Source organism: Neobacillus drentensis (assembly GCF_036965425.1).
GTDB classification, from domain to species: domain Bacteria; phylum Bacillota; class Bacilli; order Bacillales; family Cytobacillaceae; genus Neobacillus; species Neobacillus drentensis_F.
The window spans coordinates 33,172-59,473 of sequence record NZ_JBALPP010000079.1 but is presented as its reverse complement, the minus strand read 5'-3'; the positions used below and the strand labels follow the sequence as shown (position 1 = coordinate 59,473).

Annotated in this window: 40 protein-coding genes; 4 read left to right on the top strand and 36 right to left on the bottom strand. The window is 39.5% G+C overall.

What is annotated here, in order from left to right; translation table 11 throughout:
- Positions 1 to 93: 93 nt before the first annotated feature.
- The 34 genes from truA to V7161_RS18980 form a co-directional block, all read right to left on the bottom strand.
- Positions 94 to 843 (bottom strand): tRNA pseudouridine(38-40) synthase TruA, encoded by a 750-nt coding sequence (truA, locus tag V7161_RS19145; RefSeq protein ID WP_335714510.1) that lies wholly within the window; start codon positions 841 to 843, stop codon positions 94 to 96.
- A 12-nt stretch (positions 844 to 855) separates the two neighbouring features.
- Positions 856 to 1,653: an energy-coupling factor transporter transmembrane component T family protein gene (locus V7161_RS19140; RefSeq protein WP_335714509.1), complete on the bottom strand. Its 798-nt coding sequence runs from the start codon at positions 1,651 to 1,653 to the stop codon at positions 856 to 858.
- Positions 1,650 to 2,519, bottom strand: coding sequence for an energy-coupling factor ABC transporter ATP-binding protein (locus V7161_RS19135; protein WP_335714508.1), 870 nt, complete (start codon positions 2,517 to 2,519; stop codon positions 1,650 to 1,652). The genes V7161_RS19140 and V7161_RS19135 overlap by 4 nt, the downstream gene beginning before the upstream one ends.
- On the bottom strand, positions 2,495 to 3,334 hold the full coding sequence (locus V7161_RS19130) for an energy-coupling factor ABC transporter ATP-binding protein (RefSeq protein WP_335714507.1): 840 nt from the start codon (positions 3,332 to 3,334) through the stop codon (positions 2,495 to 2,497). The genes V7161_RS19135 and V7161_RS19130 overlap by 25 nt, the downstream gene beginning before the upstream one ends.
- A gap of 347 nt (positions 3,335 to 3,681) precedes the next feature.
- Entirely contained in the window at positions 3,682 to 4,044 is a 363-nt protein-coding gene (rplQ, locus tag V7161_RS19125) for a 50S ribosomal protein L17 (protein ID WP_223595833.1), read from the bottom strand.
- Between the two features lie 52 nt (positions 4,045 to 4,096).
- Positions 4,097 to 5,041: a DNA-directed RNA polymerase subunit alpha gene (locus tag V7161_RS19120; protein WP_223595916.1), complete on the bottom strand. Its 945-nt coding sequence runs from the start codon at positions 5,039 to 5,041 to the stop codon at positions 4,097 to 4,099.
- 173 nt (positions 5,042 to 5,214) lie between these two features.
- A complete protein-coding gene (rpsK, locus tag V7161_RS19115; RefSeq protein WP_026574109.1) occupies positions 5,215 to 5,604 on the bottom strand; it encodes a 30S ribosomal protein S11 in 390 nt (129 codons plus the stop codon).
- A 21-nt stretch (positions 5,605 to 5,625) separates the two neighbouring features.
- Positions 5,626 to 5,991, bottom strand: coding sequence for a 30S ribosomal protein S13 (gene rpsM, locus V7161_RS19110; protein ID WP_223595834.1), 366 nt, complete (start codon positions 5,989 to 5,991; stop codon positions 5,626 to 5,628).
- A 23-nt stretch (positions 5,992 to 6,014) separates the two neighbouring features.
- A complete protein-coding gene (gene rpmJ, locus V7161_RS19105; protein WP_000868344.1) occupies positions 6,015 to 6,128 on the bottom strand; it encodes a 50S ribosomal protein L36 in 114 nt (37 codons plus the stop codon).
- Positions 6,129 to 6,165: 37 nt separating this feature from the next.
- On the bottom strand, positions 6,166 to 6,384 hold the full coding sequence (gene infA, locus V7161_RS19100; RefSeq protein WP_007085268.1) for a translation initiation factor IF-1: 219 nt from the start codon (positions 6,382 to 6,384) through the stop codon (positions 6,166 to 6,168).
- Between the two features lie 279 nt (positions 6,385 to 6,663).
- Positions 6,664 to 7,314: an adenylate kinase gene (locus V7161_RS19095; RefSeq protein ID WP_335714506.1), complete on the bottom strand. Its 651-nt coding sequence runs from the start codon at positions 7,312 to 7,314 to the stop codon at positions 6,664 to 6,666.
- 58 nt (positions 7,315 to 7,372) lie between these two features.
- Positions 7,373 to 8,668, bottom strand: coding sequence for a preprotein translocase subunit SecY (gene secY, locus V7161_RS19090; RefSeq protein ID WP_335714505.1), 1,296 nt, complete (start codon positions 8,666 to 8,668; stop codon positions 7,373 to 7,375).
- Positions 8,668 to 9,108 (bottom strand): 50S ribosomal protein L15, encoded by a 441-nt coding sequence (rplO, locus tag V7161_RS19085; RefSeq protein WP_223595839.1) that lies wholly within the window; start codon positions 9,106 to 9,108, stop codon positions 8,668 to 8,670. The genes secY and rplO overlap by 1 nt, the downstream gene beginning before the upstream one ends.
- 32 nt (positions 9,109 to 9,140) lie before the next feature.
- Positions 9,141 to 9,320 carry a 50S ribosomal protein L30 gene (gene rpmD, locus V7161_RS19080; protein WP_223595841.1) on the bottom strand — a complete coding sequence of 60 codons (180 nt, stop codon included), beginning with the start codon at positions 9,318 to 9,320 and terminating at the stop codon, positions 9,141 to 9,143.
- Positions 9,321 to 9,333: 13 nt separating this feature from the next.
- Positions 9,334 to 9,834, bottom strand: a complete 501-nt coding sequence (rpsE, locus tag V7161_RS19075; protein WP_223595843.1) for a 30S ribosomal protein S5 — start codon at positions 9,832 to 9,834, stop codon at positions 9,334 to 9,336.
- A gap of 24 nt (positions 9,835 to 9,858) precedes the next feature.
- Positions 9,859 to 10,221, bottom strand: coding sequence for a 50S ribosomal protein L18 (rplR, locus tag V7161_RS19070; RefSeq protein WP_335714504.1), 363 nt, complete (start codon positions 10,219 to 10,221; stop codon positions 9,859 to 9,861).
- 32 nt (positions 10,222 to 10,253) lie between these two features.
- Positions 10,254 to 10,790 carry a 50S ribosomal protein L6 gene (gene rplF, locus V7161_RS19065; RefSeq protein WP_335714503.1) on the bottom strand — a complete coding sequence of 179 codons (537 nt, stop codon included), beginning with the start codon at positions 10,788 to 10,790 and terminating at the stop codon, positions 10,254 to 10,256.
- A gap of 31 nt (positions 10,791 to 10,821) precedes the next feature.
- Complete coding sequence (rpsH, locus tag V7161_RS19060; protein WP_223595849.1) at positions 10,822 to 11,220, bottom strand: 30S ribosomal protein S8; 399 nt, start codon at positions 11,218 to 11,220, stop codon at positions 10,822 to 10,824.
- Positions 11,221 to 11,250: 30 nt separating this feature from the next.
- Positions 11,251 to 11,436, bottom strand: a complete 186-nt coding sequence (locus V7161_RS19055) for a type Z 30S ribosomal protein S14 (protein WP_034676107.1) — start codon at positions 11,434 to 11,436, stop codon at positions 11,251 to 11,253.
- 24 nt (positions 11,437 to 11,460) lie between these two features.
- On the bottom strand, positions 11,461 to 12,000 hold the full coding sequence (gene rplE, locus V7161_RS19050; RefSeq protein ID WP_335714502.1) for a 50S ribosomal protein L5: 540 nt from the start codon (positions 11,998 to 12,000) through the stop codon (positions 11,461 to 11,463).
- 26 nt (positions 12,001 to 12,026) lie between these two features.
- Entirely contained in the window at positions 12,027 to 12,335 is a 309-nt protein-coding gene (gene rplX / locus V7161_RS19045; protein ID WP_335513421.1) for a 50S ribosomal protein L24, read from the bottom strand.
- A gap of 36 nt (positions 12,336 to 12,371) precedes the next feature.
- The gene (rplN, locus tag V7161_RS19040) at positions 12,372 to 12,740 is read right to left on the bottom strand and encodes a 50S ribosomal protein L14 (RefSeq protein ID WP_335415953.1); all 369 of its coding nucleotides are present in this window, start codon (positions 12,738 to 12,740) and stop codon (positions 12,372 to 12,374) included.
- Between the two features lie 39 nt (positions 12,741 to 12,779).
- A complete protein-coding gene (gene rpsQ / locus V7161_RS19035) occupies positions 12,780 to 13,043 on the bottom strand; it encodes a 30S ribosomal protein S17 (RefSeq protein WP_019157093.1) in 264 nt (87 codons plus the stop codon).
- 21 nt (positions 13,044 to 13,064) lie between these two features.
- Entirely contained in the window at positions 13,065 to 13,265 is a 201-nt protein-coding gene (gene rpmC, locus V7161_RS19030) for a 50S ribosomal protein L29 (RefSeq protein ID WP_007085282.1), read from the bottom strand.
- A complete protein-coding gene (rplP, locus tag V7161_RS19025; RefSeq protein ID WP_223595855.1) occupies positions 13,255 to 13,689 on the bottom strand; it encodes a 50S ribosomal protein L16 in 435 nt (144 codons plus the stop codon). The genes rpmC and rplP overlap by 11 nt, the downstream gene beginning before the upstream one ends.
- Positions 13,690 to 13,691: 2 nt before the next feature.
- On the bottom strand, positions 13,692 to 14,348 hold the full coding sequence (rpsC, locus tag V7161_RS19020) for a 30S ribosomal protein S3 (protein WP_289989307.1): 657 nt from the start codon (positions 14,346 to 14,348) through the stop codon (positions 13,692 to 13,694).
- 3 nt (positions 14,349 to 14,351) lie between these two features.
- Positions 14,352 to 14,693: a 50S ribosomal protein L22 gene (gene rplV / locus V7161_RS19015; RefSeq protein WP_223595858.1), complete on the bottom strand. Its 342-nt coding sequence runs from the start codon at positions 14,691 to 14,693 to the stop codon at positions 14,352 to 14,354.
- Positions 14,694 to 14,710: 17 nt separating this feature from the next.
- Entirely contained in the window at positions 14,711 to 14,989 is a 279-nt protein-coding gene (rpsS, locus tag V7161_RS19010; RefSeq protein ID WP_026565526.1) for a 30S ribosomal protein S19, read from the bottom strand.
- Positions 14,990 to 15,049: 60 nt separating this feature from the next.
- Positions 15,050 to 15,880: a 50S ribosomal protein L2 gene (gene rplB, locus V7161_RS19005; protein WP_335714501.1), complete on the bottom strand. Its 831-nt coding sequence runs from the start codon at positions 15,878 to 15,880 to the stop codon at positions 15,050 to 15,052.
- Positions 15,881 to 15,907: 27 nt separating this feature from the next.
- The gene (gene rplW, locus V7161_RS19000; protein ID WP_335714500.1) at positions 15,908 to 16,192 is read right to left on the bottom strand and encodes a 50S ribosomal protein L23; all 285 of its coding nucleotides are present in this window, start codon (positions 16,190 to 16,192) and stop codon (positions 15,908 to 15,910) included.
- Positions 16,192 to 16,815, bottom strand: a complete 624-nt coding sequence (rplD, locus tag V7161_RS18995) for a 50S ribosomal protein L4 (protein WP_335714499.1) — start codon at positions 16,813 to 16,815, stop codon at positions 16,192 to 16,194. Before rplD ends, rplW begins: the two co-directional genes overlap by 1 nt.
- A 29-nt stretch (positions 16,816 to 16,844) precedes the next feature.
- Entirely contained in the window at positions 16,845 to 17,471 is a 627-nt protein-coding gene (gene rplC, locus V7161_RS18990) for a 50S ribosomal protein L3 (RefSeq protein WP_335714498.1), read from the bottom strand.
- A 39-nt stretch (positions 17,472 to 17,510) separates the two neighbouring features.
- Positions 17,511 to 17,819, bottom strand: coding sequence for a 30S ribosomal protein S10 (rpsJ, locus tag V7161_RS18985; protein WP_007085291.1), 309 nt, complete (start codon positions 17,817 to 17,819; stop codon positions 17,511 to 17,513).
- 352 nt (positions 17,820 to 18,171) lie between these two features.
- Entirely contained in the window at positions 18,172 to 19,287 is a 1,116-nt protein-coding gene (locus tag V7161_RS18980) for a GerAB/ArcD/ProY family transporter (protein ID WP_335714497.1), read from the bottom strand.
- 163 nt (positions 19,288 to 19,450) lie between these two features.
- Here V7161_RS18980 and V7161_RS18975 point away from each other — a divergent pair, with 163 nt between their 5' ends.
- Positions 19,451 to 21,070 (top strand): spore germination protein, encoded by a 1,620-nt coding sequence (locus V7161_RS18975; protein ID WP_420491644.1) that lies wholly within the window; start codon positions 19,451 to 19,453, stop codon positions 21,068 to 21,070.
- 69 nt (positions 21,071 to 21,139) lie between these two features.
- Here the strand turns inward: V7161_RS18975 and V7161_RS18970 are convergent, their stop codons facing one another.
- Positions 21,140 to 22,285 carry a GerAB/ArcD/ProY family transporter gene (locus V7161_RS18970; protein ID WP_335714496.1) on the bottom strand — a complete coding sequence of 382 codons (1,146 nt, stop codon included), beginning with the start codon at positions 22,283 to 22,285 and terminating at the stop codon, positions 21,140 to 21,142.
- Positions 22,286 to 22,287: 2 nt separating this feature from the next.
- Entirely contained in the window at positions 22,288 to 22,521 is a 234-nt protein-coding gene (locus V7161_RS18965; protein WP_335714495.1) for a hypothetical protein, read from the bottom strand.
- A 187-nt stretch (positions 22,522 to 22,708) separates the two neighbouring features.
- On the opposite strand from V7161_RS18965, the gene V7161_RS18960 reads away from it, so the two are divergent.
- The 3 genes from V7161_RS18960 to V7161_RS18950 all read left to right on the top strand — a co-directional run bounded on the left by V7161_RS18960 (position 22,709) and on the right by V7161_RS18950 (position 26,280).
- The gene (locus tag V7161_RS18960) at positions 22,709 to 23,911 is read left to right on the top strand and encodes a Ger(x)C family spore germination protein (RefSeq protein WP_335714494.1); all 1,203 of its coding nucleotides are present in this window, start codon (positions 22,709 to 22,711) and stop codon (positions 23,909 to 23,911) included.
- 19 nt (positions 23,912 to 23,930) lie between these two features.
- Positions 23,931 to 25,127 (top strand): Ger(x)C family spore germination protein, encoded by a 1,197-nt coding sequence (locus V7161_RS18955; protein ID WP_335714493.1) that lies wholly within the window; start codon positions 23,931 to 23,933, stop codon positions 25,125 to 25,127.
- 61 nt (positions 25,128 to 25,188) lie between these two features.
- Positions 25,189 to 26,280 carry a GerAB/ArcD/ProY family transporter gene (locus V7161_RS18950; RefSeq protein WP_335714492.1) on the top strand — a complete coding sequence of 364 codons (1,092 nt, stop codon included), beginning with the start codon at positions 25,189 to 25,191 and terminating at the stop codon, positions 26,278 to 26,280.
- Positions 26,281 to 26,302: the final 22 nt, after the last annotated feature.

Sequence of the window (26,302 nt, the reverse complement as noted above, 5' to 3'; positions counted from 1 at the left end):
AGACTTTCCGGGGCTTTATCGTGGGATTAAAAACACGCACATGTAATATATTAATCAATCACAGTCAAAATGTCAAGGGAATGTTACACCAGGTTAGGTTGTTTTATTATAAAAAACTTCCCAAAGATACAAACCATGTGCTGGTGCGGTTTTTCCGGATAGGCGTCGGTCTTGACCTGCTATGATTTCAGCCATATCCGACGGCGAGCGATTACCAGCTCCCACTTCTAGTAATGTTCCTACCAAAATCCTAACCATATTATATAAAAAGCCATTCCCCACGAATCGTATGACAAGCAAGTCGCCATCCACGACAAACTCAATGGTTTCAATCGTACGAACTTTGTCTATTACTTCTGTTTTTGAAGCACAAAAACTCGTAAAGTCATGGGTACCAAGGAAGTATTTACTAGCTTGCTTCATGTCATCGACACTTAAAAAATATGGATACTGATAGGAAAAATTCCGCTGGAACGGGTCCCGTTTAGAAGAAAGATGTATTAGATAACGGTATTCCTTTCCTATAGCATCAAAACGGGCATGAAAGGACTCGTTTACTTTCTCTACAGAAAGCACCGAAATATCCGACGGCAGCATGGAGTTTAACGCCATCTCCCATTTAGGTTCTGGAATCGGCAGGGCTGAATCAAAATGAATGACCTGACCTTTTGCGTGAACACCAGCATCCGTCCTGCCTGATCCTGACACCTTTACCGGCAAACCCTTATGCATTTTTGCTAAAACTGTTTCTAGCTCTAATTGCACAGTCCGCTTATTTGGCTGAACCTGGTAACCGGAAAAACCTGAGCCATCATAGGATAGAATGCATTTATACCTTTGCATGAATTCGCCCCATTATGAACGTAATAAAAATAATAAAACCGATAAAACGGCCAAGATCATAAGCTGCAAGGAATCTGCAATATGCCAGCTTAATTGGCGGTATTTCGTCCGTCCTTCGCCGCCGCGATAGCCCCTTGCCTCCATCGCAATCGCGAGCTCTTCTGCCCGCTTAAAAGAACTCACAAATAAAGGAATAAGCAGGGGAATAACCGCTTTGATTCTTTCTTTAAAGGGTCCACTGGCAAATTCCACACCACGGGCCATTTGCGCCTTCATTATCTTGTCAGTTTCCTGCATGAGTGTCGGAATAAACCGTAAAGAAATAGACATCATTAACGCCATTTCATGAACAGGAAACCGAACTTTTTTTAACGGATGCAGCAATGTTTCAAGCCCATCTGTAATTTCGATCGGCGTGGTTGTTAAGGTTAATAAGGACGTCATTAAAATTAAGAGGAAGAAACGTAAGGAAATAAAAATCCCCTGCCGTAAGCCTTCCTCATAAATTTTCAATGGACCTAATTCAAAAATGACTGCACCTTGCTTTGTAAATAACAGCTGCAGGACTAACGTAAATAAAACAAGCCACAGCACAGGTTTAAGACCACCATATAAAAAGCGAATCGGTATCCTTGATAAACCAAGCATTAAAAACGTATAAATTCCAATAAGTGCATAGGTTACAACGTTATTAGCGAGAAAAATGATACAAACAAATAAAAAAATAAGAATCAATTTTGAACGCGGATCCATCCTGTGAAGGACCGAATCTGCCGGAACATAGCGGCCAAAAATCATTTTTTCCATCATGAGCGGACACCTCTGCTTAAAAAGTCTGTAACTGCAGATGATAACTCGTCAATGGAAAGATAAATTTCATCTAATTTCATGCCCATTTTTTCCTCAACCTTAAGCTGGAAACGAACCACTTCCGGAACATCCAATCCCATTTGTACTAATTCCACAGGGCTAGAGAAAATCTCCTTTGGTGACCCTTTTTTGGCGACCTTGCCTTGCTGCATAATCACAATTTGGTCAGCATATCGTGCGGCATCCTCCATACTGTGGGTCACAAGGATCGTGGAAAGACCTCTATCCAGATGAAGTTGATAGAACATATCCATAATTTCTTTCCGGCCGCGAGGGTCTAAACCTGCGGTAGGCTCGTCCAAGACAATGACATCTGGTTCCATCGCCAGCACACCAGCAATGGCTACGCGGCGCATTTGACCGCCAGACAGGTCAAACGGTGACTTTTCTAAAATTTCTTCACTAAGGCCCACTTGCTTTAGAGCAACGCGTGCTCGTCTTTTAGCCTCTTCTTCGGTAACTCCAAAATTAAGCGGCCCAAAAATAATATCTTTTTCAACAGTTTCCTCAAACAATTGATGCTCCGGGAACTGAAAGACAATCCCAACTTTTTGCCGTACTGGTTTGAGATTTTTATTCTTTTGTTTCGCTTTTATTTCATTATCCCCAATTTTCACCATTCCGTCTGTTGGCTGCAGAAGAGCATTCAAGTGCTGTAACACAGTAGACTTCCCGGATCCAGTATGACCAATCAAGGCCAAATAAGTCCCGGAAGGAATATCGATTGAAACGTCTTGAATAGCTAATCTTTCAAATGGGGTGTTTGCTTGATAACGGTACTCTACATGTGAGAGCGAGATGTCCATAGCTCTTTCACCAACTCTTCTTCCGATAAATAGTGCTTGGATAAATCAATCCCTTTTTGACGGAATGCTTTGCTCATTTTAACTGAGAAGGGAATATCCAGCCCAAGTTGTATTAATTGTTCATCCATCGAAAAAATCTCTTCTGGCGAACCTTCTTTAAATACCTCACCTTTATTCATCACGATGATTCGGTCCGCTTTTGCCGCTTCCTCTAAATCATGTGTAATTGAGATAACGGTTAGCTCCTTTTCTTCTTTTAAACTTCTAACCGTCTCTAAAACTTCTTCCCTGCCCTTTGGGTCCAACATCGAGGTTGCCTCATCTAAAATAATAATCGAAGGTCTTAAGGCTAGTACTCCTGCGATTGCCACCCGCTGTTTTTGACCGCCTGATAGATGGTGGGGCTCTTGATATAGAAACTGATCCATTTTAACCTTTTTGAGTGAATCCTCAACTCTTAGGACCATTTCTTCTCTTGGTATTCCGTTATTTTCTAAACCAAAAGCCACATCATCCTGTACAGTTGTCCCAACAAACTGATTATCAGGGTTTTGAAATACCATTCCGATTTTTCTGCGAATGTCCCAGATTGATTCTTCGTTAAGATTTACATCGCCAACAGTAATTTCGCCTTCCTTAGGAAACTGCAGGCCATTTAAAAGTTTTGCCATTGTCGATTTTCCCGAACCATTATGACCGACGATGGCCAGCCATTCCCCTTCAAAAATGTCGAAGGAGACATTCTTAAGGGCATAGCGCTCTTGTGAATCGTATTGAAAAGATACTCCCTTTAGAGATACTATTGACTTTTTCATCAAGCAATCCCCCACTAAGCTAGACTATTCTCATCTCTTATATTCTTTTAAATACAAAAAAAGCCTGCACCTCGACCCAGTTGCAGCACTGCGCTTCAGAGACTGCAATAAAAGGGATTTCTATAATAGAAATGGGAGGAGGTGCATGAGCTAGACAAGACGCAAAAAGGAATAGAAGTAATCCTTCCGGGAAAAAATCATCGCTCCACTTTAGTGGAGTCACGCTCATCATAACACTCGTTTGGCTTGGTAAAACTATAAAATATTGAATTGCATTTTACAGAAAAAGGGCAAAGAACAAGTTTGTTTGTAAACTGTCCAGCGCCCTTGTTGTCTGTTAAAAGGTATTAAACTAACTCGATAATAACCATTGGCGCACCGTCACCGCGGCGAGGTCCAAGTTTCATAATACGAGTGTATCCACCTTGACGCTCTTGGTAACGTGGAGCGATATCAGTGAAAAGTTTTTGTACAGCATCTTGACCGTTTTCAGCGTTAGCAACTTCGTTACGAACGTAAGAAGATGCTTGACGACGAGCATGTAAATCGCCGCGCTTACCTAAAGTGATCATTTTTTCAACTGTCACACGAAGTTCTTTCGCGCGAGTTTCAGTTGTTTCGATGCGCTCGTTGATAATTAAATCTGTAGTTAAATCACGTAGCATAGCTTTACGCTGTGCACTTGTGCGTCCTAACTTTCTGTATGCCATGAAGGGTTCCCTCCTTTGTTGAAGTCATAAAACGGATTATCATAACGCACGACTAGTCGTCTTTGCGTAAGCCTAATCCAAGCTCTTCTAGTTTTGCCTTCACTTCTTCAAGTGATTTACGGCCTAAGTTACGAACTTTCATCATATCTTCTTCAGTCTTATTGGCTAATTCCTGAACAGTGTTGATGCCAGCACGCTTCAAGCAGTTATAAGAACGAACAGAAAGATCAAGTTCTTCAATAGTCATTTCTAGAACCTTTTCTTTTTGGTCTTCTTCTTTTTCGATCATGATTTCAGCATTTTGTGCTTCATCAGTTAAACCAACAAAGATGTTCAAATGCTCGGTCAAAATTTTCGAACCCAGAGCAATCGCTTCTTTTGGCCCAGTGCTTCCATCTGTCCAAACATCAAGCGTAAGCTTATCATAATTTGACATTTGGCCAACACGTGTATTTTCTACCTGGAAAGCCACACGAGCAACTGGCGTATAAATCGAGTCAATTGGAATTACACCAATTGGTTGATCTTCTCTCTTATTCTGATCAGCCGGTGTATAACCACGACCACGTTTAGCCGTTAAACGCATGCGAAGATGACCATTTGATGCTAATGTTGCAATATGAAGATCTGGATTTAAAATCTCAACATCACTATCATGGGTAATGTTGCTTGCTTTTACAGGTCCTTCACCTTGCACATCAATTTCAAGTGATTTTTCTTCATCAGAGTAGATTTTTAAAGCTAGCTTTTTAATGTTTAAAATGATGGATGTTACATCCTCTACGACGCCTTCAATTGTTGAGAACTCATGAAGTACCCCATCGATTTGAATCGATGTAACAGCGGCACCTGGGAGTGAAGATAATAGGATACGACGTAAGGAGTTACCCAAAGTAGTACCATATCCGCGCTCAAGTGGTTCTACGACGAACTTGCCATACTTGGCATCATCGTTGATCTCAACCGTTTCGATTTTTGGTTTTTCTATTTCGATCATCATTAACCCTCCTTCAAAACGTCGAAACTCGATTAGTTAGTAAGCTAACCGAAATTCCCCCATGTTTACGTTCCCGTTTTGTGCACAACAACTGGAATAAATCTTCTGTATGTTGCCAAAATTTAATATCATATCCCATTATAGACATATGATACAAAATCTATACAGAAAAATTAAACGCGACGACGTTTTGGTGGACGGCATCCATTATGAGGAACTGGTGTAACGTCTTTGATAGCAGTTACTTCAAGACCAGCAGCTTGAAGAGCACGGATTGCAGCTTCACGGCCTGCACCAGGTCCTTTAACAGTAACTTCTAAAGTTTTCATACCATGTTCAATGGAAGTCTTAGCTGCCGTTTCAGCTGCCATTTGTGCTGCGAATGGAGTAGATTTACGAGAACCTTTAAATCCAAGCGCACCAGCACTTGACCAAGAAATTGCATTACCATGAACATCAGTGATTGTTACGATCGTGTTGTTGAAAGTTGAACGGATATGAGCAATACCTGATTCAATATTCTTTTTAACACGACGCTTACGTGTATTAGTTTTACGTGCCATTTAAATAACCTCCTTTGCCGATTACTTCTTCTTGTTCGCAACAGTCTTACGAGGACCTTTGCGTGTACGAGCGTTGTTTTTCGTATTTTGTCCACGAACCGGTAAACCACGACGATGACGTAATCCGCGGTAGCAGCCGATTTCCATTAAACGCTTAATGTTAAGAGAAACTTCACGGCGAAGATCACCTTCGACTTTTAATTTGTCGATGATGTCACGGATTTTGTTTAATTCGTCTTCTGTTAAATCACGTACACGAGTATTTTCAGAAACACCAGCTTCTGCTAATACTTTTTGTGCAGTATTTTTACCAATACCATAAATGTAAGTTAAAGAGATAACTACACGCTTTTCACGTGGAATATCTACACCAGCAATACGTGCCATAATGAGCGCACCTCCTTCAATGATTAACCTTGTTTTTGTTTATGTTTAGGGTTTTCACAGATAACCATAACTTTTCCGCGTCTACGGATAACTTTGCACTTTTCGCAGATCGGTTTAACAGATGGTCTTACTTTCATTATCCTAACCTCCTTAGTAGTACGGAGTGCAAGCGAATTATTTGAAGCGGTAAGTAATTCTTCCGCGTGTCAAGTCATATGGAGAAAGCTCAACAGTAACCTTGTCTCCAGGAAGAATCCTGATGAAGTGCATGCGGATCTTACCAGAAACATGAGCCAGCACAGTATGACCATTTTCTAATTCTACCTTAAACATCGCATTTGGCAAAGTTTCAATGACTTTACCCTCAATTTCAATTACATCATCCTTGGCCATCAACTCGTCTCCCTTCTCTATTCAAAAATAGTATTCGAAAATGTAAAATTAATCTTCTAATAGGTACAACAATAGCAACCTTAAAATTTTAACATATTGTACAGCATCTGTCCGCAAGTAAATTCTACATTTTTAGGAATTTCTCAGTCCTCATGTAAGTCTTGCCCAACTCTCGGTCGTACATACTAAGTACAATAGAAAAGCCATTTTCTCCCACATACTTTTGTTTTCTTTTGAAGAGATGTTCGAGAGTCGCCCGCTCGGTGTTGCCAATGATCATTAACGTACATCCTCAAGTAATTGCTCGATGTCAGCAAAAACTTTGCGAATATCCTGTTGACCATCAATCGTGCGGAGATAGCCTTTTGTTTCATAAAAAGTAAGTAATGGCTCTTGTTGCTTGATGTTGACGTCTAAACGGTTTTGAACTGTTTCCGCATTATCATCAGCTCTTTGATAAAGCTCGCCGCCACACTTGTCGCATTTGCCTTCGTTGGCAGGAGGATTAAATACTAGATGATAAGTGGACCCGCAGTCTTTACAAATCCGACGTCCAGTCAAACGTTCCATTAATATACTTTTATCAACGTTAATATTAATTACATAGTCAATTTTTTTATTTAAATCAACTAGTAAGTTTTCCAACGCATCTGCTTGAGGTACTGTTCTAGGAAAGCCATCTAGCAAAAAGCCTCTTTCACAGTCATCTTTGCCTAATCGTTCACGAACAATGCCGATTGTTACTTCATCAGGAACAAGTTCACCTTTGTCCATGAAGGATTTAGCTTGTAATCCTAGTTCAGTTCCTTCTTTCATCGCTGCACGGAACATATCTCCAGTTGAGATATGAGGGATGCCGTATTGCTCTACGATTCTTTCAGCCTGAGTACCCTTTCCGGCACCCGGAAGCCCCATTAATACTAAATTCACACGTGTTCCCCCCTCGTGCTATATTTGGTTTCAGGGGCCAATAGGTCCCCAAAACCTTTTACTTTATAAAACCTTTATAGTGACGTTTAACAAGTTGTGCTTCAAGTTGTTTCATCGTTTCAAGTGCAACACCAACAACGATGAGCAAGCTTGTTCCGCCAATTTGTGCCGATTGCGGCAGGTTCGCTAATTTAATGAATATAACAGGAAGAACCGCAATAACAGATAAGAAGATCGCACCAACAAATGTTAAACGATATAAGACGCGTGTTAAGTATTCTTGCGTGCTCTTACCAGGACGTATGCCAGGAATATAGCCGCTTTGCTTTTGTAAGTTTTCCGCTGCTTGTTCAGGGTTAACTTGGATAAAGGCATAGAAATAAGTAAACGCGATAATTAATGCTGCATAAAGAGTCATCCCAATTGGATGAGAATAGTCAAATACTTTTGTAATCCAAAGTGTAACATCATTCGTTGGAAAGAATGAGGCAACTGTTCTTGGCGTTACAATGAATGAAACGGCAAAGATGACAGGGATAACACCGGCTGCGTTAACTTTTAACGGCATATGAGTGGATTGGCCACCCACCGGATTGCGGCCTTCTACAACGCGTTTCGCATATTGAATAGGAATTTTACGTGTTGCTTGCTGGATGAAAATAACTCCAACAACAATGGCAATGACAGCAAGAACAATTAATGCAACTGTAACAATACGTAGGAACAAAGCTTCTCCTGCATTTTCGAACTGTTGAACATAAATTTGATTAACTGTGTTAGGAATCGCAGCAACAATACCAGCGAAGATGATGATCGAAATACCATTTCCGACACCCTTTGAGGTTATTTGCTCACCTAACCACATCAAGAAAGATGTACCAGCAGTTAAAACCGTAGCAATCAATAGATAAGTTCCGATTCCAGGGTTTTCAATTAGTTGGCCACTGGCTAAGTTATTAAAGCCATATGACATACCTAATGCTTGGATAAATCCAAGCACAACAGTGAAATAGCGAGTGAATTGAGCAATCTTACGACGTCCTGCTTCCCCTTGCTTGGACCATTCCGTAAATTTCGGAACAACATCCATCTGTAAAAGCTGAATGATAATCGAAGCAGTGATATACGGCATGATACCCATTGCAAAGATGGAGAATTGTTTCAATGCTCCACCGCCAAAGGTATTTAAAATCCCGAAGACACTTAGCTTATCCTGATTAGCAAGAACCTCAGCATTTACATTCGGTACAGGGATAAATGTACCTAGTCGAAAAACGACTAACATTAAAAGGGTGAAAATAATTTTATTCCTTATCTCACCCACGCGCATAAAATTGGAGATTGTCTGGAACATTAGATCACCTCAGTAGTTCCACCAGCAGCTTCGATAGCTTCCTTAGCAGCAGAGGAGAATTTGTGAGCTTTCACAGTCAGCTTTTTCTCTACGTTCCCTTTTGCAAGAACTTTAATTCCTGCTTTTTCGTTACTTACAACGCCTGTTTCGATAAGAAGTTCTGGAGTAACTTCTGTACCTTCTTCGAAGCGGTTTAATGCATCAAGATTCACAACTGCGTATTCTTTACGGCTAATGTTAGTGAAACCGCGTTTTGGTAAACGACGGAATAAAGGTGTTTGACCACCCTCAAAACCAACACGTACACCGCCGCCAGAACGAGCGTTTTGACCTTTATGACCTTTACCTGCAGTCTTTCCTTGGCCAGAACCGATCCCGCGTCCTAAACGTTTGCGCTCTTTACGAGAACCTTCGGCAGGTTTTAATTCATGAAGTTTCATATTGGCACCTCCTTATGAAAGAAAACAATGGATTATTGTTCTTTTACTGTTACAAGGTGAGCAACTTTGTTAATCATACCGCGAATCGCAGCGTTATCTTGGTGCTCAACTGTTTGATTTAATTTACGTAAACCTAGCGCTGTAACTGTTGCACGTTGGTCCTCAGGGCGACCTATAACGCTCTTGTTGAGGGTAATTAAAAGTTTCGCCATTTGATTTCCCCCCTTATCCTAACAGTTCTTCTACTGATTTACCACGTAATTTCGCTACGTCTTCAGCACGTTTTAATTGTTTTAAACCATCAACTGTAGCACGTACCATATTAATTGGAGTGTTTGTGCCTAATGATTTAGAAAGGATATCTGCTACCCCAGCTAATTCAAGAACCGCACGAACTGGACCACCAGCGATAACTCCTGTACCTTCAGAAGCAGGCTTAAGAAGAATTTCACCAGCACCAAAACGTCCAATTACTTGGTGAGGAACAGTAGTTCCAACCATTGGTACTTCCACTAAGTTTTTCTTTGCATCTTCGATAGCTTTACGAATTGCATCAGGTACCTCTTGGGCTTTACCAGTACCGAAGCCGACATGACCGTTTTTATCTCCCACTACGACAAGTGCAGAGAAACGGAAACGACGTCCACCTTTAACAACCTTCGCAACACGGTTAACTGTAACTACGCGTTCTTCAAGTTCAAGTTTGTTTGGATCAATACGACGCATCTTTAAGTGTCCCTCCTTTGTCTATTAAAATTGTAGGCCGTTTTCACGAGCAGCATCAGCTAATGCTTGAATACGTCCATGGTATAGGTATCCTCCACGGTCAAATACAACTGAAGAGATCCCTTTTTCAACCGCACGTTTAGCAACTAATTCTCCGACTTTTTGTGCAGCTTGAACGTTGCTTGTAGATTCAAGACCGAAGTCTTTTTCTATTGTAGAAGCACTTGCTAAAGTAACTCCATTCATGTCATCGATAATTTGAGCATAAATGTGTTGGTTTGAACGGAACACATTTAGACGTGGACGAGCTGAAGTTCCGCTAAGTTTCGCACGAACACGAGCATGTCTTTTCTTGCGAGTAGCGTTTTTATCAAGCTTCGTAATCATTTACGTCACTCCTTTCGTTTACCTATGCGGCATTACTTACCTGTTTTACCTTCTTTGCGACGAACAAATTCGCCTTCGTAACGAATTCCTTTGCCTTTATATGGCTCTGGAGGACGAACTCCGCGAATATTGGCAGCTAATGCACCAACACGTTCTTTATCAGTACCTTTAACAATGATCTTTGTGTTAGTAGGTACTTCAATCTCAAGACCTTTTTCAGGTTCCATTTCAACTGGATGAGAGTAACCAACGTTTAATACAAGCTTAGTACCTTGCTTTTGCGCACGGTAACCAACCCCGATTAATTCTAAACCTCTTTCGAAGCCTTTGGAAACACCTTCAACCATGTTCGCAATCACAGCACGAGTAGTACCATGTAATGCGCGGATTTCTTTTACATCAGATGGACGAGCCACTGTAATGATGTTCTCTTCAACAGTGATCGTAATCTCAGGATTAAAAGTACGAGTAAGTTCGCCTTTAGGGCCTTTTACTGTAACTGTATTGTTATTTAAAGTAACCGTAACTCCAGCTGGAATTTCGATAGGTTTTTTTCCTACGCGAGACATTTAGTGCACCTCCATTCATTCAAAAACTCGATTACCAAACGTATGCTAAAACTTCTCCACCGATTTGTTTTGCACGAGCTTCTTTATCTGTAATAACACCTTGTGATGTAGATACTAGTGCGATACCAAGACCGTTAAGAACACGTGGTACCTCAGTAGATTTTGCATAAACACGAAGACCAGGCTTACTTATGCGCTTAAGACCAGTAATAACACGCTCATTATTTGTACCGTACTTTAAGAAGATACGGATGATACCTTGTTTGTTGTCGTCGATAAACTCAACGTCACGTACGAAACCTTCACGCTTTAAGATTTCAGCGATTTCTTTTTTCATATTAGAAGCAGGCACTTCTAACTTTTCGTGACGTACCATGTTCGCATTACGAATGCGAGTAAGCATATCTGCAATTGGATCTGTCATGACCATTATTTTTACCTCCTTCCACAACTCTGGGTTTTACCAGCTAGCTTTTTTAACACCAGGAATTTGTCCTTTGTATGCTAATTCACGGAAACAAATACGGCAAAGCTTAAATTTACGGTATACAGAGTGCGGACGGCCGCATCGTTCGCAGCGAGTGTACTCCTGTACAGCATATTTAGGCGTGCGTTTTTGTTTCGCAATCATTGACTTCTTAGCCACGTTTTCGCCTCCCTTATTTAGCGATTACTTTTGGAATGGCATTCCAAATTGAGTTAAAAGTTCACGAGATTCTTCATCAGTGTTAGCAGTCGTTACGATAACGATATCCATACCACGAACTTTGCTTACTTTATCGTAATCAATTTCAGGGAAGATTAATTGTTCTTTAACACCCAAAGTATAGTTACCGCGACCGTCGAAAGCTTTCTTAGAAACACCACGGAAGTCACGTACACGAGGTAAAGAAACAGAAACTAATTTATCCAAGAATTCGTACATGCGCTCACCACGAAGAGTAACCTTTGCACCGATTGGCATACCTTCACGAAGACGGAAGCCAGCGATAGATTTTTTCGCACGAGTGATAAGTGGCTTTTGACCAGTGATCGTTGCTAATTCTTCAACAGCGTTATCAAGTGCTTTTGCGTTTGCAACTGCATCACCAACACCCATGTTTACAACGATCTTTTCAATCTTAGGAACTTGCATAACTGATTTATAGTTGAACTTGCTCATTAGAGCAGGAGTAACTTCTTTAACAAACTTTTCTTTTAGGCGGTTCATGTGTGTACCTCCCTTCTTAATTTAAACTATTTATCTAATACTTCACCGGATTTTGCTACGCGTACTTTTTTGCCATCAACCGTTGTGTAACCTACACGAGTTGGGTTACCTGATTTAGGATCGATAGGCATAACGTTTGATACATGAATTGGAGCCTCAAAGCTGATAATTCCGCCTTGTGGATTCACTTGAGAAGGCTTTGAGTGCTTTTTCACGATGTTTACGCCTTCTACTAGAACACGGCTGTCTTTAGGATAAGCAGCTAGGATAACACCTGTTTTGCCTTTATCCTTGCCAGAAATAACTCTGACTTTATCACCTTTTTTTACATGCATCTTGTCGCACCTCCTTAAAGGCAATTGATTTTAAAATTATAATACTTCTGGAGCAAGAGAAACGATTTTCATAAAGTTGCTATCGCGAAGTTCGCGGGCAACTGGTCCGAAGATACGTGTTCCACGTGGGCTCTTATCATCTTTAATGATTACACATGCGTTTTCATCGAAACGAATGTAAGAACCATCTGGACGGCGAGCGCCACTCTTTGTACGAACGATAACAGCCTTAACAACGTCACCTTTTTTAACAACGCCACCTGGTGTTGCTTGTTTTACTGTACAAACGATCACATCACCAATACCAGCAGTTTTACGACCAGAGCCACCAAGAACTTTAATCGTAAGTACTTCACGAGCACCAGAGTTGTCAGCAACTTTTAAACGTGATTCTTGTTGAATCATGTGTGTAACCTCCCTTCGGATTGAAGCTTATCCGAACAATTAAATAATAACGGCTTTTTCTACAACTTCGACTAAACGGAAGCGTTTAGTAGCTGAAAGTGGGCGAGTTTCCATAATGCGAACAACATCACCGATTTTTGCCTGATTTTGCTCATCATGAGCTTTATACTTTTTAGAGTACTTAACGCGTTTACCGTATAAAGGATGCTTTTTGTACGTTTCAACAAGAACTGTAACTGTTTTGTCCATCTTGTCAGAAACAACGCGTCCTGTGTAAACTTTGCGTTGGTTACGTTCACTCATCTGTGAACCTCCTCTCATTTATTACTTGTTAACGCTGATTTCTCTTTCGCGAACAACAGTTTTCATACGAGCGATCGCTTTGCGTACTTCACGAATGCGAGCAGTATTTTCTAGTTGTCCTGTCGCCAATTGAAAGCGTAGGTTGAAAAGCTCTTCTTTAAGAGATTTTACTTTTTGTTCAATTTCTGCAGTGGTAAGGTCACGAAGTTCATTAGCTTTCATTTGATTCACCACCAATTTCTTCACGTTTTACAAACTTACATTTTACTGGAAGTTTGTGCATAGCAAGTCGTAATGCTTCACGTGCGATTTCTTCAGAAACACCCGCGATTTCAAACATAACTTTCCCTGGTTTTACAACTGCTACCCAGCCTTCAGGTGAACCTTTACCGGAACCCATCCGCACTTCTAGAGGCTTTGCAGTGTAAGGCTTATGAGGGAAGATTTTAATCCATACTTTACCGCCACGTTTCATGTAACGTGTCATTGCAATACGGGCTGCTTCGATTTGACGGTTTGTAATCCAAGAAGCTTCCATTGCTTGAAGGCCAAATTCACCGAATGTTACTTCAGCTCCGCCTTTTGTTTGACCGCGCATATTTCCACGGTGTTGACGGCGATATTTTACGCGTTTTGGCAATAACATTATTATTTGCCTCCTTCCGCATTTTTCTTCTTAGTAGGAAGGACTTCTCCCTTATAGATCCACACTTTTACGCCAAGCTTACCGTAAGTAGTATCAGCTTCAGCTGTAGCATAGTCGATATCAGCGCGAAGAGTATGAAGAGGAACAGTTCCTTCGCTATAGTGTTCAGAACGAGCGATATCAGCGCCACCAAGACGACCGGATACCATTGTTTTAATACCTTTTGCACCTGCGCGCATTGCACGTTGAATAACTTGCTTTTGTGCACGACGGAAAGATACACGATTTTCTAATTGACGAGCAATATTTTCAGCAACTAGTTTCGCATCAAGATCAGCTCTTTTGATTTCAAGGATGTTGATGTGAACACGTTTGCCAGTAAGTTGATTTAATGCTTTACGAAGTGCTTCAACTTCTGTACCGCCTTTACCGATAACCATACCAGGCTTAGCTGTATGAACTGTTACGTTAACACGGTTAGCAGCACGTTCGATTTCTACTTTAGAAACAGAAGCATCTTTTAAACGCTTCGTGATATACTCACGAACTTTAAGGTCTTCGTGTAAAAGATCAGCGAAGTCTTTACCTGCGTACCATTTAGATTCCCAATCACGGATGATTCCGATACGCAAACCGACTGGATTTACTTTTTGACCCACAGCTTATCCCTCCTTCTTTTCTGTTAAAACGATTGTAATATGGCTTGTGCGTTTGTTAATTTGGCTTGCACGGCCCATTGCGCGAGGACGGAAACGTTTTAAAGTTGGTCCTTCGTCAACGAATGCTTGAGTAACAACTAGAGTGTTAACGTCCATTTCATAGTTGTGCTCAGCGTTTGCCATAGCAGATTTTAATACTTTTTCAACGATTGGAGAAGCAGCCTTAGGTGTGAGATTTAAAATCGCCACAGCTTCACCAACTTGCTTTCCTCGGATTAAATCAACGACTAAACGTGCTTTACGAGGAGCAATACGAACTGTTCTTGCAACAGCTTTAGCTTGCATTTGGATGCCCTCCTCTCTTAACGTCTTGTTTTCTTATCATCATTACCATGCCCTTTGTAAGCACGTGTTGGAGCGAATTCTCCAAGCTTGTGACCTACCATGTCTTCAGTAACATATACAGGCACATGTTTGCGACCATCATAAACTGCGATTGTGTGGCCGATAAATTGTGGGAAGATCGTAGAACGGCGAGACCAAGTCTTAATAACTTGTTTGCTCTCAGTTTCATTTAACTTTTCGACCTTAACCATTAAATGATCATCAACGAATGGTCCTTTTTTTAAGCTGCGACCCATGAAGGTACCTCCCTTCGTGACTGTTCTACGGTTCGTTCTGTGAACCGTAGGAAAGACACGTTATTTTTTACGACGACGTACGATAAATTTATCTGATTTGTTTTTCTTCTTACGAGTTTTGTATCCAAGAGTTGGTTTACCCCATGGAGTCATTGGTGACTTACGTCCGATTGGTGAACGTCCTTCACCACCACCGTGTGGGTGATCGTTAGGGTTCATTACAGATCCACGAACAGTTGGGCGTTTGCCTAACCAACGAGAACGACCTGCTTTACCAATTTTAATAAGTTCATGTTGTTCGTTACCAACTTGACCGATAGATGCACGGCACTCAGAAAGGATCATGCGAACTTCACCAGAAGTTAAACGAACTAGTACGTACTTTCCTTCTTTACCTAGAACTTGTGCGCTAGTTCCAGCAGAACGGACTAATTGTCCACCTTTACCAGGCTTTAGCTCGATGTTGTGTACCACAGTACCAACAGGGATGTTTGCTAGTGGAAGTGCGTTACCCACTTTAATGTCTGCCTCAGGGCCAGACATTACTTCCATGCCTACTTGAAGGTTTTTAGGAGCTAAGATATAACGCTTCTCTCCATCAACATAATTGATTAATGCAATATTTGCAGAACGGTTTGGATCATACTCGATAGTGGCAACGCGTCCTGGAATGCCATCTTTGTTACGTTTAAAGTCGATTAAACGATATTGACGCTTATGGCCGCCACCTTGATGACGAACAGTTAACTTACCTTGGTTATTACGGCCGCCTTTTCTCGTTAATGGAGCTAATAGAGACTTTTCTGGAGTGCTAGTTGTGATTTCAGCGAAATCAGAGCTAGTCATTCCGCGACGACCATTGGAGGTAGGTTTGTACTTTTTAATCGCCATTTTATTCCCTCCTCTTCTTGTTAGTTTTTAGCTTTCAAAGAATTCGATTTCTTTGCTGTCAGCTGTTAATTTTACGATTGCTTTACGACGCTTGTTTGTGTATCCGCCGAATTTACCCATACGCTTGAATTTACCTTTATAGTTCATGATGTTAACTTTCTCAACATCAACGCCAAAGATTGCTACAATAGCATCTTTAACTTGTGTTTTGTTAGCTCTCACATCAACTTCGAACGTATATTTCTTTTCAGCCATTAGGTCAGTAGAACGCTCAGTGATAACGGGGCGCTTAATGATATCGCGTGCATCCATTATGCAAGCACCTCCTCTACTTTTTCAACCGCTGCTTTAGTCATGATTAATTTATCATGGTTTACAACATCTAATACGTTGATTCCATCAGCTGTTACTACTGTTACACCAGGAATGTTGCGAGCAGAAAGCGCTACATTTTCATCTAGGTTTGCTGTAACAATAAGTGCTTTTTTCTCAACAGAAAGACCGTTTAAAACAGCTTTGAAATCTTTTGTTTTTGGAGTTTCAATCGCTAAGCTTTCTAGTACTAAGATATTTTCATCTAATACTTTAGAAGATAGCGCAGATTTGATCGCTAGGCGACGAACCTTCTTAGGTAATTTATAGCTGTAGCTGCGTGGTGTTGGACCAAATACAGTACCACCTCCGCGCCATTGTGGAGAACGGATTGACCCTTGACGAGCACGGCCAGTTCCTTTTTGACGCCATGGCTTGCGGCCACCGCCTGCAACTTCAGAACGAATTTTAGTTTTATGAGTTCCTTGACGTAATGAAGCACGTTGCATAACGATCGCTTCGAATAATACGTGTTGGTTAGGCTCAATACCAAAAACTGATTCATTAAGCTCGATATCACCAACTTGTGATCCGTTTTGGTTTAATAATGCTACCTTTGGCATTCCTTTGTTCCTCCTTTCTCAAAAAGTAACTATGCTTTTACCGCACCTTTGATTTTTAATAATGCTTTTCTCGCTCCTGGAACGTTGCCTTTGATCAATAGTAGGTTGCGCTCTACGTCAACCTTAACGATTTCAAGGTTTTGTACAGTAACTTGTTCTCCGCCCATACGTCCAGGTAATGCTTTACCTTTGAATACACGGTTTGGAGCAACAGGTCCCATTGAACCAGGACGACGGTGGTAACGTGAACCGTGAGCCATCGGGCCGCGTGATTGTCCGTGGCGCTTGATCGAGCCTTGGAAACCTTTACCCTTTGAGATTCCTGTTACATCTACAATATCGCCTGCAGCGAAAATATCAACTTTGACTTCTTGACCAACTTCAAGTGCTGCTAAGTCGTCTCCGCGGAATTCGCGAACGAAGCGCTTAGGAGCAGTATTTGCTTTAGCAACATGGCCTTTTTCTGGTTTGTTAGATAACTTCTCACGCTTGTCTTCAAAACCAACTTGAACTGCAGTATAACCGTCAGTTTCAACTGATTTCTTTTGAAGAACTACGTTAGCAGCCGCCTCAACTACAGTTACAGGGATTAAGTTGCCATTACTAGCGAATACTTGAGTCATACCAATCTTTCTTCCTAAGATTCCTTTGGTCATTTAAGTCACACCTCCTGTATATTTGTTCATTTATTTTGATTAAAGTTTAATTTCGATATCTACGCCAGATGGTAGATCTAAACGCATTAACGCATCAACTGTTTGTGGAGTTGGGTTAACGATGTCGATTAGACGCTTATGTGTCCGCATTTCGAACTGTTCACGAGAATCTTTGTACTTATGAACCGCACGAAGAATTGTGTAAACAGACTTTTCAGTTGGAAGCGGGATCGGACCAGAAACTGCCGCACCTGAACGTTTTGCTGTTTCAACGATTTTTTCTGCAGATTGATCTAGAATTCTGTGATCATATGCTTTTAAGCGGATACGAATTTTTTGTTTTGCCATTATTTTCCCTCCTTTATTCGCCTATTTTCGAAATAGACAGTTCTCAGTGAAAATTTCCCACACACTCGCCATGGCAAAGCGGCCGGGTGTGTCAGCAACCTTCCACCTCATCGCAGTCAAAGACCAACATTGTCTATTATACATAAAACATAAAGCAAACGCAACAGTTATTACGAATTTTTTTATGCTTTCTGCGCTGAACACTTTTTTAATTATAGCGGCTGACATTTTCAATTTCAATCCCTAAATGTAATCTCCAATATTCTCCTAATTTATTACTCTAAATATTTAATCAATTTATTATGTACATATATAATAGAAGAAACTGATTTCAGCTTAAAACAATAACACTTTACTCTGATATATTTGCTCGTGATTTATCAAAATAGGCTCGAACTAAAATCATTATTAGAGCAATGATGGGTATTCCCACTAATAGTGGGAACCCCACCAAATATGGCATTTTATTATAAAAAAAATCTTGATAGGCAATCTTATTTTTCGACCCAATCAATGAGTAAATAAAGATGAGAGATATTACGGGGATAATCAAAGGCTGATACCTTTTAAATTTGAAAATGTCCCTTAACCCAATCAAAACTGCATAGACATAAAGAATAATTTTTATGAAAAATCCTACTGCAAATGTCCCAACAACAATGGAGTCCATCCTCTGGATAATATGGCCAACGTTTATCTTTTCAACTGTAAGAAGCAATGGGATTTCAACAGCCTGAGCACCATTACCAATTACACTAATAATTAATAGAAAGGTCCAGGTAAGACCTAACCCACTTAACAAAATGGACAGTAAGCCCGTTCTTTTGACTAATTCGGGCTTATTCAAGTAAGGGAAAAACATGAGGAAAAGAAAAATTTCCCCAAAAGGGAAAAACAACGTTAGGGGTATAGCGTGTTTTAAAACCGGCAGCCAGCCAAATTCTAAAACAGGCTGTACATTCTTAATTTTGATAATTCCGGAAGCAAAAACCGTTAAATTACCAACTATTCCGAAAGCAGCCATTGCGCCAACGAGGATCTCTGCCGTTCTTCCCACCACTTCAATCCCTAAATAGCAGGCATAAGAAACCAATAACAGGCCGATAAAAATAATTACGGGAACCGGCGTTTCCGATAAAATATACGTGCCCATTGTATCTCCTAAATGCCGCGCATTAAATGCGGCTACAAAGGAAAAGTAGCAAATATATACTAGGCTTAATGGTAGTCCGATGTATTTGCTAAATACTTTAATTAAAATTCCGGTAAAAGGAAGGTTTGGATACCGTTTGAATATTTGGACGTATACAAAGAAAAAAAGAATGAGTGCGCCAAGCATGCCAAGCGTGATTGATATCCATGCATCTTGTTTCGCTTGCATCCCCATTCTTGTCACAATTCCGGTTCCTAATTGAAATAGAAACATAAGAGAAAACAATTGCTTTGAATCAATTTTCGCATTTTCCATTAATATAAATTCCTTCCCATTAGTACGAAAATTACCATTTTATATTTTTAACTTTTTATTGGTAAATTAAACCTCCTATTATCTCATCTAAACATGTATGGAATATGCCTGTTTTAAGTGGAAATAATAACCTTAAAAACAGCAGGAATATGAGGGGAAAACTTTGAATTTTTTCAAAACGAAAAACAAAAGATCAATTAAATTCAAGTGGGAAGACTTACAAAGAAGAGCTGCTGAACAAACGATTCAAACAAAGCCACATGAAGAAATAAGGGAACCTTTAGAACCGAGTTTAACTGATAACCTCCAGAAAATTAAAGAGTTGTTCGGAAACAGTGACGACATTATTATGCGTGAAATCAGGATTGGTAAGGAAGGCAGGATTAAAGCTTGTATCATTTTTACCGACGGTTTGATTGATAGTCAATCCGCTCAAAACTTCATCATGGAATCGTTAATGATTGATTGGCGTACAACTGGTATAGATTCAGAATCAGTCACTGGATATAACCTTTTACACCATTTAAAAGATATGGTTTTAACGGTCGGAGACATTCAGGATATAAATGATTTTACGAATCTGCTCGATTCTCTTCTAAATGGGAAAGTAATTCTTTTGTTTGAAGGATATTCCCAAGGCTTCGCAGTTGAGATGAAAGGCGGAAAAGAACGGTCAGTTGAGGAACCTACAACCGAAACAACAATCAGGGGCCCCCGTGAGGGATTTACAGAAAATATACGGGTCAACACTTCTTTACTAAGAAGAAAAATTAGAGATCACAACCTATGGATTGAATCTAGGAAAATTGGAAAAGTATCTAAAACCAACGTCTCCATTATGTATATCAATGGTATTGCAAATGATAAGATTGTAGAAGAGCTACGTAAAAGACTCGATCGAATTAAGATTGACAGTATTTTAGAAACCGGTTATATCGAAGAATTAATTCAGGATGCAAAATGGTCACCTTTTCCTACCATGTATCATTCAGAACGGCCAGATGCCATTGCTGCCGATTTGTTAGAGGGCCGCATTGCGATCCTTGTTGATGGTACACCCTTTGTCATTACAATACCAGTCATATTCGCCCAATTTTTACAGTCGCCCGAGGATTATTATAACCGGGCAGATATTACAACACTTCTTCGTTTCCTGCGATATGTCGGTTTTTTTATTGCATTGTTAGCACCTTCATTTTATATTGCGATTACAACCTTTCATCAAGAAATGCTGCCCACGCAATTACTTATTACCCTAGCTGCCCAGCGAGAAGGTGTTCCATTTCCAGCCTTTATCGAAGCCCTAGCGATGGAGGTCAGCTTTGAAATTTTACGTGAAGCAGGCTTAAGAATGCCAAAAGCGATTGGCCAGGCTGTATCCATCGTTGGAACACTAGTCATTGGGTCTGCAGCTGTTGAAGCCGGATTTGTGTCAGCAGCTATGGTAATCGTAGTCGCCATTACCGCCATTTCTAGCTTTATTGTTAGTAATTATGAATTAGCAATTTCTATCAGGATGTTACGCTTTCCTTTCATGGCGATTGCAGCATCATTTGGTTTATTCGGCATCATTGTAGGATTAATTGCGTTAATTCTTCATATGTGCAGTTTACGTTCATTTGGGATACCTTATATGGCTCCATTCGGCCCTTTTATTAAAGATGATCAAAAGGATGCTATTTTCCGTTTCCCAAGATGGGCCATGTTTTCACGACCTCGTTTAATTAGTCAGACGAATATAACACGCGAAGACACCCCTGCCCCAAAAGCGGATCCAAAATAAGTTCTAAAACGATTTGGTTTAATGATAATAAAATGAATAGAAGCTGCCTTTTCTCTATGAGGGCAGCTTCTATTCATTTTTTACAAACAGTTTTTTATCAAAATTTATTAATTTTCTTATTATATAGACAACTAATAGGAGTAAAGGTAGTACAAGACCATAAGTTAAAGCATAAACGGGCCAAATCTCATAGTCAAATTTGGCAGAATGGATAACATTAGGGTGTGAAACCAAAGAAATGGTAACCATGATCATCCCTAACGGTATTACAAGCGGCCGATAATCTTTTATGTTCAAGGTTTGTACAAGACCTGTAATGGATGCGTAAAAATATATCGTCATCTTAAAAAAGATCGTTATTTCCCACATGATCGCTAATATAGCTTCGATTCGCTGCAAAAAATCTCCTACTTTTAACCTCCTTGCTAATGTATAGCTTGGATACAACTGTCTGGAACTAGTTTCTGGACCTAAAACTAAAATAGTTAAAGTGATTAGGATAAATAAACATACACCACCTATAAAAATGGCACTAAAAAAATGTTTCTCAGCTTCCTTGGGCTTAGTCACTGAGATTGGAAAAATCATTAAAAAAATATTCAACGGCAAGGAGAAAACACTGGAAAAAAGAATAACAGCACGTGTCATCGGCTTTATTCCTGTTTTCAATATAGGCTGCAGGTTATCAATCTTCCATAATTCAGGAGTTACTATCACAGAGAACATTATTAATAAAAATAATAAAATAAAGATAGGAAATAACAATTCTGCTGAACGTGCTATCGTTTCTAGGCCAAGACGTACTCCCATCACTAAGATGCCAGCGAATATAATATGGATTGCAGCAGGTGGTGTTTCCTTAATAAGTTGAGTTGTCAAGAATGCCCCAACATAATACAGTAACTCTGATGCGCCGATAAATGAATAGAAAACAAACGAAAGTGAAACGGCCTTCCCCACCCATTTGCCTAGAAGTGTTTCAATGATTTCAACTAGAGTCATCGTCGGGAACTTTCTCACGATGGCAATGTATAAGGCCACAATTAACAAACCAATAACTGTACCGATTAATGCTGCCAACCAAGCATCTTGTTTTACCTCCTGTGCAAGAATTCCAGGTATCACCAATATAGTAGTACCTACAGAAAATAGGATGACTAATATTGCGAATTGCCGCGCACTAATTTTAACCGTTTTTAACATATACTTCATCATACCTATTTCAGCAATCCGTAAATAAAATCACTAAATGGCTGCAAAACAGTCCTAATTCCATCAAGCGGATTCGGAATGGGCCAATTCAAACTATGGGCAATGCCTAATCCTACAGCAAACAGCATTAAGAAAGAAAATACCCATAATTCTTTCTTCAATTTCTTTCTCCTCAGGTCAGGAATTTCAAATGCAATCATTATTATTGCTGCGACTATTGTTCCTGCAACACCAAGCATATGCAAATGCTCCCTCTATTCAAATTTTCATCGGAAACCTTCCTATATTTATCATAATTACTAGATAAAATATCCAATTCCCTACGTTCCCATTCTTGCCTTAGGCTTATTTTACTGCTTTCCATTACTTAAAAAGCCATATTTTGGGGACCATATAACTAGTTTTTATTCTAAAAGGAGTAATGGCATGAACCGAAAATTCCTTTTAATCATCATTTCTTTATGCTCTCTTTTCCTTCTGACTTCATGTTGGAACCGAAAAGAGTTAAACGAATTGGCCATTGTAGTTGGAATGGGGATTGATATTGTGGACGATAAATTTGTTGTGACTGTACAAGTCGTAAACCCTGGAGAGATAGCTGAATCACAAGGCGGCGGGGGAAAATCACCCGTGGTCGTTTATCAAGAAAAAGGAAATACCTTGTTTGAAGCAATTAGAAGAATCACCACGGTTTCACCACGAAAATTATATTTTTCCCATCTTCGGCTCCTCGTTTTGGGAGAGGAATTTGCCAAAAAAGGGATTGCAAAAACGTTAGACTTGTTATCAAGGGATCCAGAAATGCGAACAGATTTTTATATTGTAATAGCTAAAAATAAAAAAGCAGGAGATATCTTAAAAATTGTAACTACTATGGAAAGAATACCAGCCCAAAAAGTATTTGAATCACTTCTATCTTCTGAGAAAGCCTGGGCAACAACCATACAAATTACGATGGATCAATTGATTTACGATATTATTAGTGAGGGCATAAGTGCCAAATTAACCGGAATTAAGTTAATTGGAGGGGTTCAAGAGGGAGAAAATTTGGAAAACACACAGCAAACGAAGCCTAATGCATTCCTGAAATATGATTCAATTGGAGTATTTAGAAAGGATAAATTTATTGGCTGGTTATCAGAAAACGAAAGCAAAGGTCTCAACTATGCCTTGGGGAATGTTACAAGTACAGTTGTAACGATACCTTGCCCCCAAAAAGGGAAAACCGCCATTGAATTGATTCATACAACATCAGAATTAAAAACAGAGGTTTCAGACCATAAGCCAAAAGGAATCATAAAAATTACGACAGTGGGTAATGTTGGAAATGTCCAGTGTAAGACACTGGATTTGACCAAACCAGAAACCATAAGATTTTTAGAAAATGAAACAAGGAAAAATATTGAACATACCATTTACAAATCTTTATATGCAGCACAAAAAAAATATAAAATAGACCCATTTGGTTTTGGTGAAGCCTTGCATCGTTCCAACCCTGATTATTGGCATTTAATTCAGAAGGATTGGCTGCAAATCTTTGAAAACATGCCGGTAGAAATAGATGTAAAGGTAAAAATACATAACATAGGAAAAATTAAAAACTCCCCGCTCAATGAAATTAAGAACTAACTCGGATTGGAGGCATGAAATGAAACGAAAAATCCTCTTGATTATATTTTTCAGCTCTTTTATCCTCCTTACCGGCTGCTGGAACAAAAGAGAATTAAATGAACTGTCCATCTTACTTGGATTGGGGATTGATAAAGAAAACGAGCAATATATTATCACGGCACAAGTGGTAAATCCAAGTGAAATTGCTTCTAAGAAAGGAGGCAGTGGAAAAGCACCTGTGATTGTTTATCAAAGTAAGGGGGAAACATTATTTGAAGCAGTTAGAAAAATAACCACTGTTTCCCCAAGAAAGCTTTATTTCGCCCATTTACGAATTCTCGTCTTCGGTGAAGATTTAGCAAAAGAAGGTATTGGCGAAATGATTGACGCTCTTATTAGGAATTCAGAGGTACGGGATGATTTTTATATAGCAGTATCCAAGAATTCAAAGGCAGCTGATGTTTTAAAAATATTAACCCCATTAGAAAAAATACCAGCTAATAGTTTATTTGCTTCGCTTGAAGTATCAGCAAAAGCATGGTCCCCTACCGAAGGTGTAACAATAGATAAACTTGTTTCTAACATGGTGAGTCAAGGAAATAATCCTATTTTAACTGGAATTGAAATTAAGGGACCTGTACAAACAGGTGAAAGTAATAAGAATGTCGATCAGACAAGCCCTAAAACCTCATTGCGATATAAAGGGCTGGCAGTCTTTAAACATGATAAACTGATTGGCTGGATGAATGAAAGAGAAAGTAAGGCGGTTCATTATGCCTTGGGAAAGGTGAAGAGCAGCGTAGGCTTTGTAAAATGTCCAGAAGGCGGCAAAGCGGTCATTGAGGTGGTCAAAACAAAATCGAAATTAAATACCGATATTATTAAAGGTCGTCCGCACGGATTTATTAAAATTAAAATAAATGGAAATGTCGCAGAAGTTGATTGTCAAAGCTTGGATTTAACGGATCCAAAATCGATTCCATATTTAGAAAACGAATCAGAAGAAGCCCTTACAAAAATTATTAAATCGACGATACGGCATGCACAAAAAGACTTTCGAACTGATATATTCGGATTCGGCGAAGCACTTTATCGCTCTGAACCTGATTATTGGAAAAAACATAAAAAGGAATGGGAGCAACTATATTCACAGATGCCGGTTTCCGTTAAAGTGGAAATGAATATTCGTCAAACGGGTACAATCAATAATTCTCCACTTCATGAAATGAAATGACAAATAAATAGATGTTCACATTCAAAAAAATATGGTTTTCTGGGAAAAGTGAGGAACAAGCATGCTTGAGAATGGTAAAATTTCACCTCATCAATATACAATAATGATTGCATTTTTTATTGTCGGAGGCAGCATTTTGTATACCCCCTCAGGTCTTGTACATAGTGCGAAGCAGGATGCTTGGATGGCTAATATTATTGTAGTGGGATTAGGGCTATTACTAGTGTCTCTGTTCAATTTACTAGGAAGTCGATTTCCGACCATGAACCTAACTGAATATAGCGAAAAAATATTAGGAAAATGGCTTGGAAAAATCCTATCCTTTTTGTATTTCATATATTTTTTTCTTAGCCTTGCTGTATTCATAAGACAAATCGGTGACTTTGTAATCATACAAATTCTCCCGGATACGCCGATTTTACCTCTCCATATTCTTTTAATTGCAATAATGATTATGGGCGTCCGATACGGAATAGAAACCTTTTCTCGAGCGATAGAAATTTTCTTTCCAATCATTTTTTTACTTTTACTTATCTTTATCATATCGATTTTCCCTATGATTCAATTTCAGCAGCTGCAGCCCATATTAGACAATGGGATAAAACCCGTAATTAGTGCTGCTGTGAAATCCCTTGGAACACCTTATTTGCAATTAGTGTTGTTCTTAATGGTCTTCCCCGCTGTAAACCAAACGACCAAAGCAAAAAAATCCTTTTTGCTTGGAACAATTATTGGTGGAAGTGTTTTAACAATCGTTACATTACTAAGTATATTGTGCTTAGGCACTTATTTTTCTGAGAATTTGCAATTCGTAACCTATGCTCTAGCACTAAAAATCAATATAGGAGGCTTTTGGCAGCGCATAGAGGCCGTCATGGCCTTCATTTGGTTCATTTCCATCTATATTAAAATCACACTTTATTTTTATGGGTCCATTATATGTATGGGCCAAATTCTAGATTTAAAGGAATATAAGCGTTTAACTTTTCCATTAGGGTTAATAACACTTGTTCTCTCTCTCATTATAAATAAGAATATAGTTGAATCTGACAAACAAGCTGAATGGTGGACGTCCTTTTCTCTCCCTTTTGGACTCTTTTTTCCATTATTATTATTAATAGTGAGTAAGATAAGAAAAAAGGGCCGGTATTAACGTTCTTTTTTATAGACAAATA

What these genes read in the sequence shown, in the direction of transcription:
- V7161_RS18955 (WP_335714493.1), top strand. Translation starts at nt 23,931, where the DNA reads ATGAAACGAAAAATCCTCTTGATTATATTTTTCAGCTCTTTTATCCTC.
- secY (WP_335714505.1), bottom strand. Translation starts at nt 8,668, where the DNA reads ATGTTCCAGACAATCTCCAATTTTATGCGCGTGGGTGAGATAAGGAAT.
- rplO (WP_223595839.1), bottom strand. Translation starts at nt 9,108, where the DNA reads ATGAAACTTCATGAATTAAAACCTGCCGAAGGTTCTCGTAAAGAGCGC.
- rpsE (WP_223595843.1), bottom strand. Translation starts at nt 9,834, where the DNA reads ATGCGTCGTATTGATCCAAACAAACTTGAACTTGAAGAACGCGTAGTT.
- rplF (WP_335714503.1), bottom strand. Translation starts at nt 10,790, where the DNA reads ATGTCTCGCGTAGGAAAAAAACCTATCGAAATTCCAGCTGGAGTTACG.
- rpsH (WP_223595849.1), bottom strand. Translation starts at nt 11,220, where the DNA reads ATGGTCATGACAGATCCAATTGCAGATATGCTTACTCGCATTCGTAAT.
- rplP (WP_223595855.1), bottom strand. Translation starts at nt 13,689, where the DNA reads ATGTTATTGCCAAAACGCGTAAAATATCGCCGTCAACACCGTGGAAAT.
- V7161_RS19130 (WP_335714507.1), bottom strand. Translation starts at nt 3,334, where the DNA reads ATGAAAAAGTCAATAGTATCTCTAAAGGGAGTATCTTTTCAATACGAT.
- truA (WP_335714510.1), bottom strand. Translation starts at nt 843, where the DNA reads ATGCAAAGGTATAAATGCATTCTATCCTATGATGGCTCAGGTTTTTCC.
- rplV (WP_223595858.1), bottom strand. Translation starts at nt 14,693, where the DNA reads ATGCAAGCTAAAGCTGTTGCAAGAACAGTTCGTATTGCTCCTCGTAAA.
- infA (WP_007085268.1), bottom strand. Translation starts at nt 6,384, where the DNA reads ATGGCCAAGGATGATGTAATTGAAATTGAGGGTAAAGTCATTGAAACT.
- rpmD (WP_223595841.1), bottom strand. Translation starts at nt 9,320, where the DNA reads ATGGCGAAACTTTTAATTACCCTCAACAAGAGCGTTATAGGTCGCCCT.
- rplD (WP_335714499.1), bottom strand. Translation starts at nt 16,815, where the DNA reads ATGCCAAAGGTAGCATTATTAAACCAAAACGGATCACAAGTTGGTGAT.
- rplN (WP_335415953.1), bottom strand. Translation starts at nt 12,740, where the DNA reads ATGATTCAACAAGAATCACGTTTAAAAGTTGCTGACAACTCTGGTGCT.
- rplQ (WP_223595833.1), bottom strand. Translation starts at nt 4,044, where the DNA reads ATGGCATACAGAAAGTTAGGACGCACAAGTGCACAGCGTAAAGCTATG.
- V7161_RS18960 (WP_335714494.1), top strand. Translation starts at nt 22,709, where the DNA reads ATGAACCGAAAATTCCTTTTAATCATCATTTCTTTATGCTCTCTTTTC.
- rpsK (WP_026574109.1), bottom strand. Translation starts at nt 5,604, where the DNA reads ATGGCACGTAAAACTAATACACGTAAGCGTCGTGTTAAAAAGAATATT.
- V7161_RS18980 (WP_335714497.1), bottom strand. Translation starts at nt 19,287, where the DNA reads ATGGAAAATGCGAAAATTGATTCAAAGCAATTGTTTTCTCTTATGTTT.
- V7161_RS19135 (WP_335714508.1), bottom strand. Translation starts at nt 2,519, where the DNA reads ATGGACATCTCGCTCTCACATGTAGAGTACCGTTATCAAGCAAACACC.
- V7161_RS19140 (WP_335714509.1), bottom strand. Translation starts at nt 1,653, where the DNA reads ATGATGGAAAAAATGATTTTTGGCCGCTATGTTCCGGCAGATTCGGTC.
- rplR (WP_335714504.1), bottom strand. Translation starts at nt 10,221, where the DNA reads ATGATTACGAAGCTTGATAAAAACGCTACTCGCAAGAAAAGACATGCT.
- rplW (WP_335714500.1), bottom strand. Translation starts at nt 16,192, where the DNA reads ATGGATGCACGCGATATCATTAAGCGCCCCGTTATCACTGAGCGTTCT.
- V7161_RS18950 (WP_335714492.1), top strand. Translation starts at nt 25,189, where the DNA reads ATGCTTGAGAATGGTAAAATTTCACCTCATCAATATACAATAATGATT.
- rplE (WP_335714502.1), bottom strand. Translation starts at nt 12,000, where the DNA reads ATGAACCGCCTAAAAGAAAAGTTTGTTAAAGAAGTTACTCCTGCTCTA.
- rpsQ (WP_019157093.1), bottom strand. Translation starts at nt 13,043, where the DNA reads ATGAGTGAACGTAACCAACGCAAAGTTTACACAGGACGCGTTGTTTCT.
- rpsS (WP_026565526.1), bottom strand. Translation starts at nt 14,989, where the DNA reads ATGGGTCGCAGCTTAAAAAAAGGACCATTCGTTGATGATCATTTAATG.
- rpmC (WP_007085282.1), bottom strand. Translation starts at nt 13,265, where the DNA reads ATGAAAGCTAATGAACTTCGTGACCTTACCACTGCAGAAATTGAACAA.
- rplB (WP_335714501.1), bottom strand. Translation starts at nt 15,880, where the DNA reads ATGGCGATTAAAAAGTACAAACCTACCTCCAATGGTCGTCGCGGAATG.
- V7161_RS18965 (WP_335714495.1), bottom strand. Translation starts at nt 22,521, where the DNA reads ATGCTTGGTGTTGCAGGAACAATAGTCGCAGCAATAATAATGATTGCA.
- rplX (WP_335513421.1), bottom strand. Translation starts at nt 12,335, where the DNA reads ATGCATGTAAAAAAAGGTGATAAAGTCAGAGTTATTTCTGGCAAGGAT.
- V7161_RS19120 (WP_223595916.1), bottom strand. Translation starts at nt 5,041, where the DNA reads ATGATCGAAATAGAAAAACCAAAAATCGAAACGGTTGAGATCAACGAT.
- rplC (WP_335714498.1), bottom strand. Translation starts at nt 17,471, where the DNA reads ATGACCAAAGGAATCTTAGGAAGAAAGATTGGTATGACTCAAGTATTC.
- rpsJ (WP_007085291.1), bottom strand. Translation starts at nt 17,819, where the DNA reads ATGGCAAAACAAAAAATTCGTATCCGCTTAAAAGCATATGATCACAGA.
- rpsM (WP_223595834.1), bottom strand. Translation starts at nt 5,991, where the DNA reads ATGGCACGTATTGCTGGTGTAGATATTCCACGTGAAAAGCGTGTAGTT.
- rpmJ (WP_000868344.1), bottom strand. Translation starts at nt 6,128, where the DNA reads ATGAAAGTAAGACCATCTGTTAAACCGATCTGCGAAAAGTGCAAAGTT.
- V7161_RS18970 (WP_335714496.1), bottom strand. Translation starts at nt 22,285, where the DNA reads ATGATGAAGTATATGTTAAAAACGGTTAAAATTAGTGCGCGGCAATTC.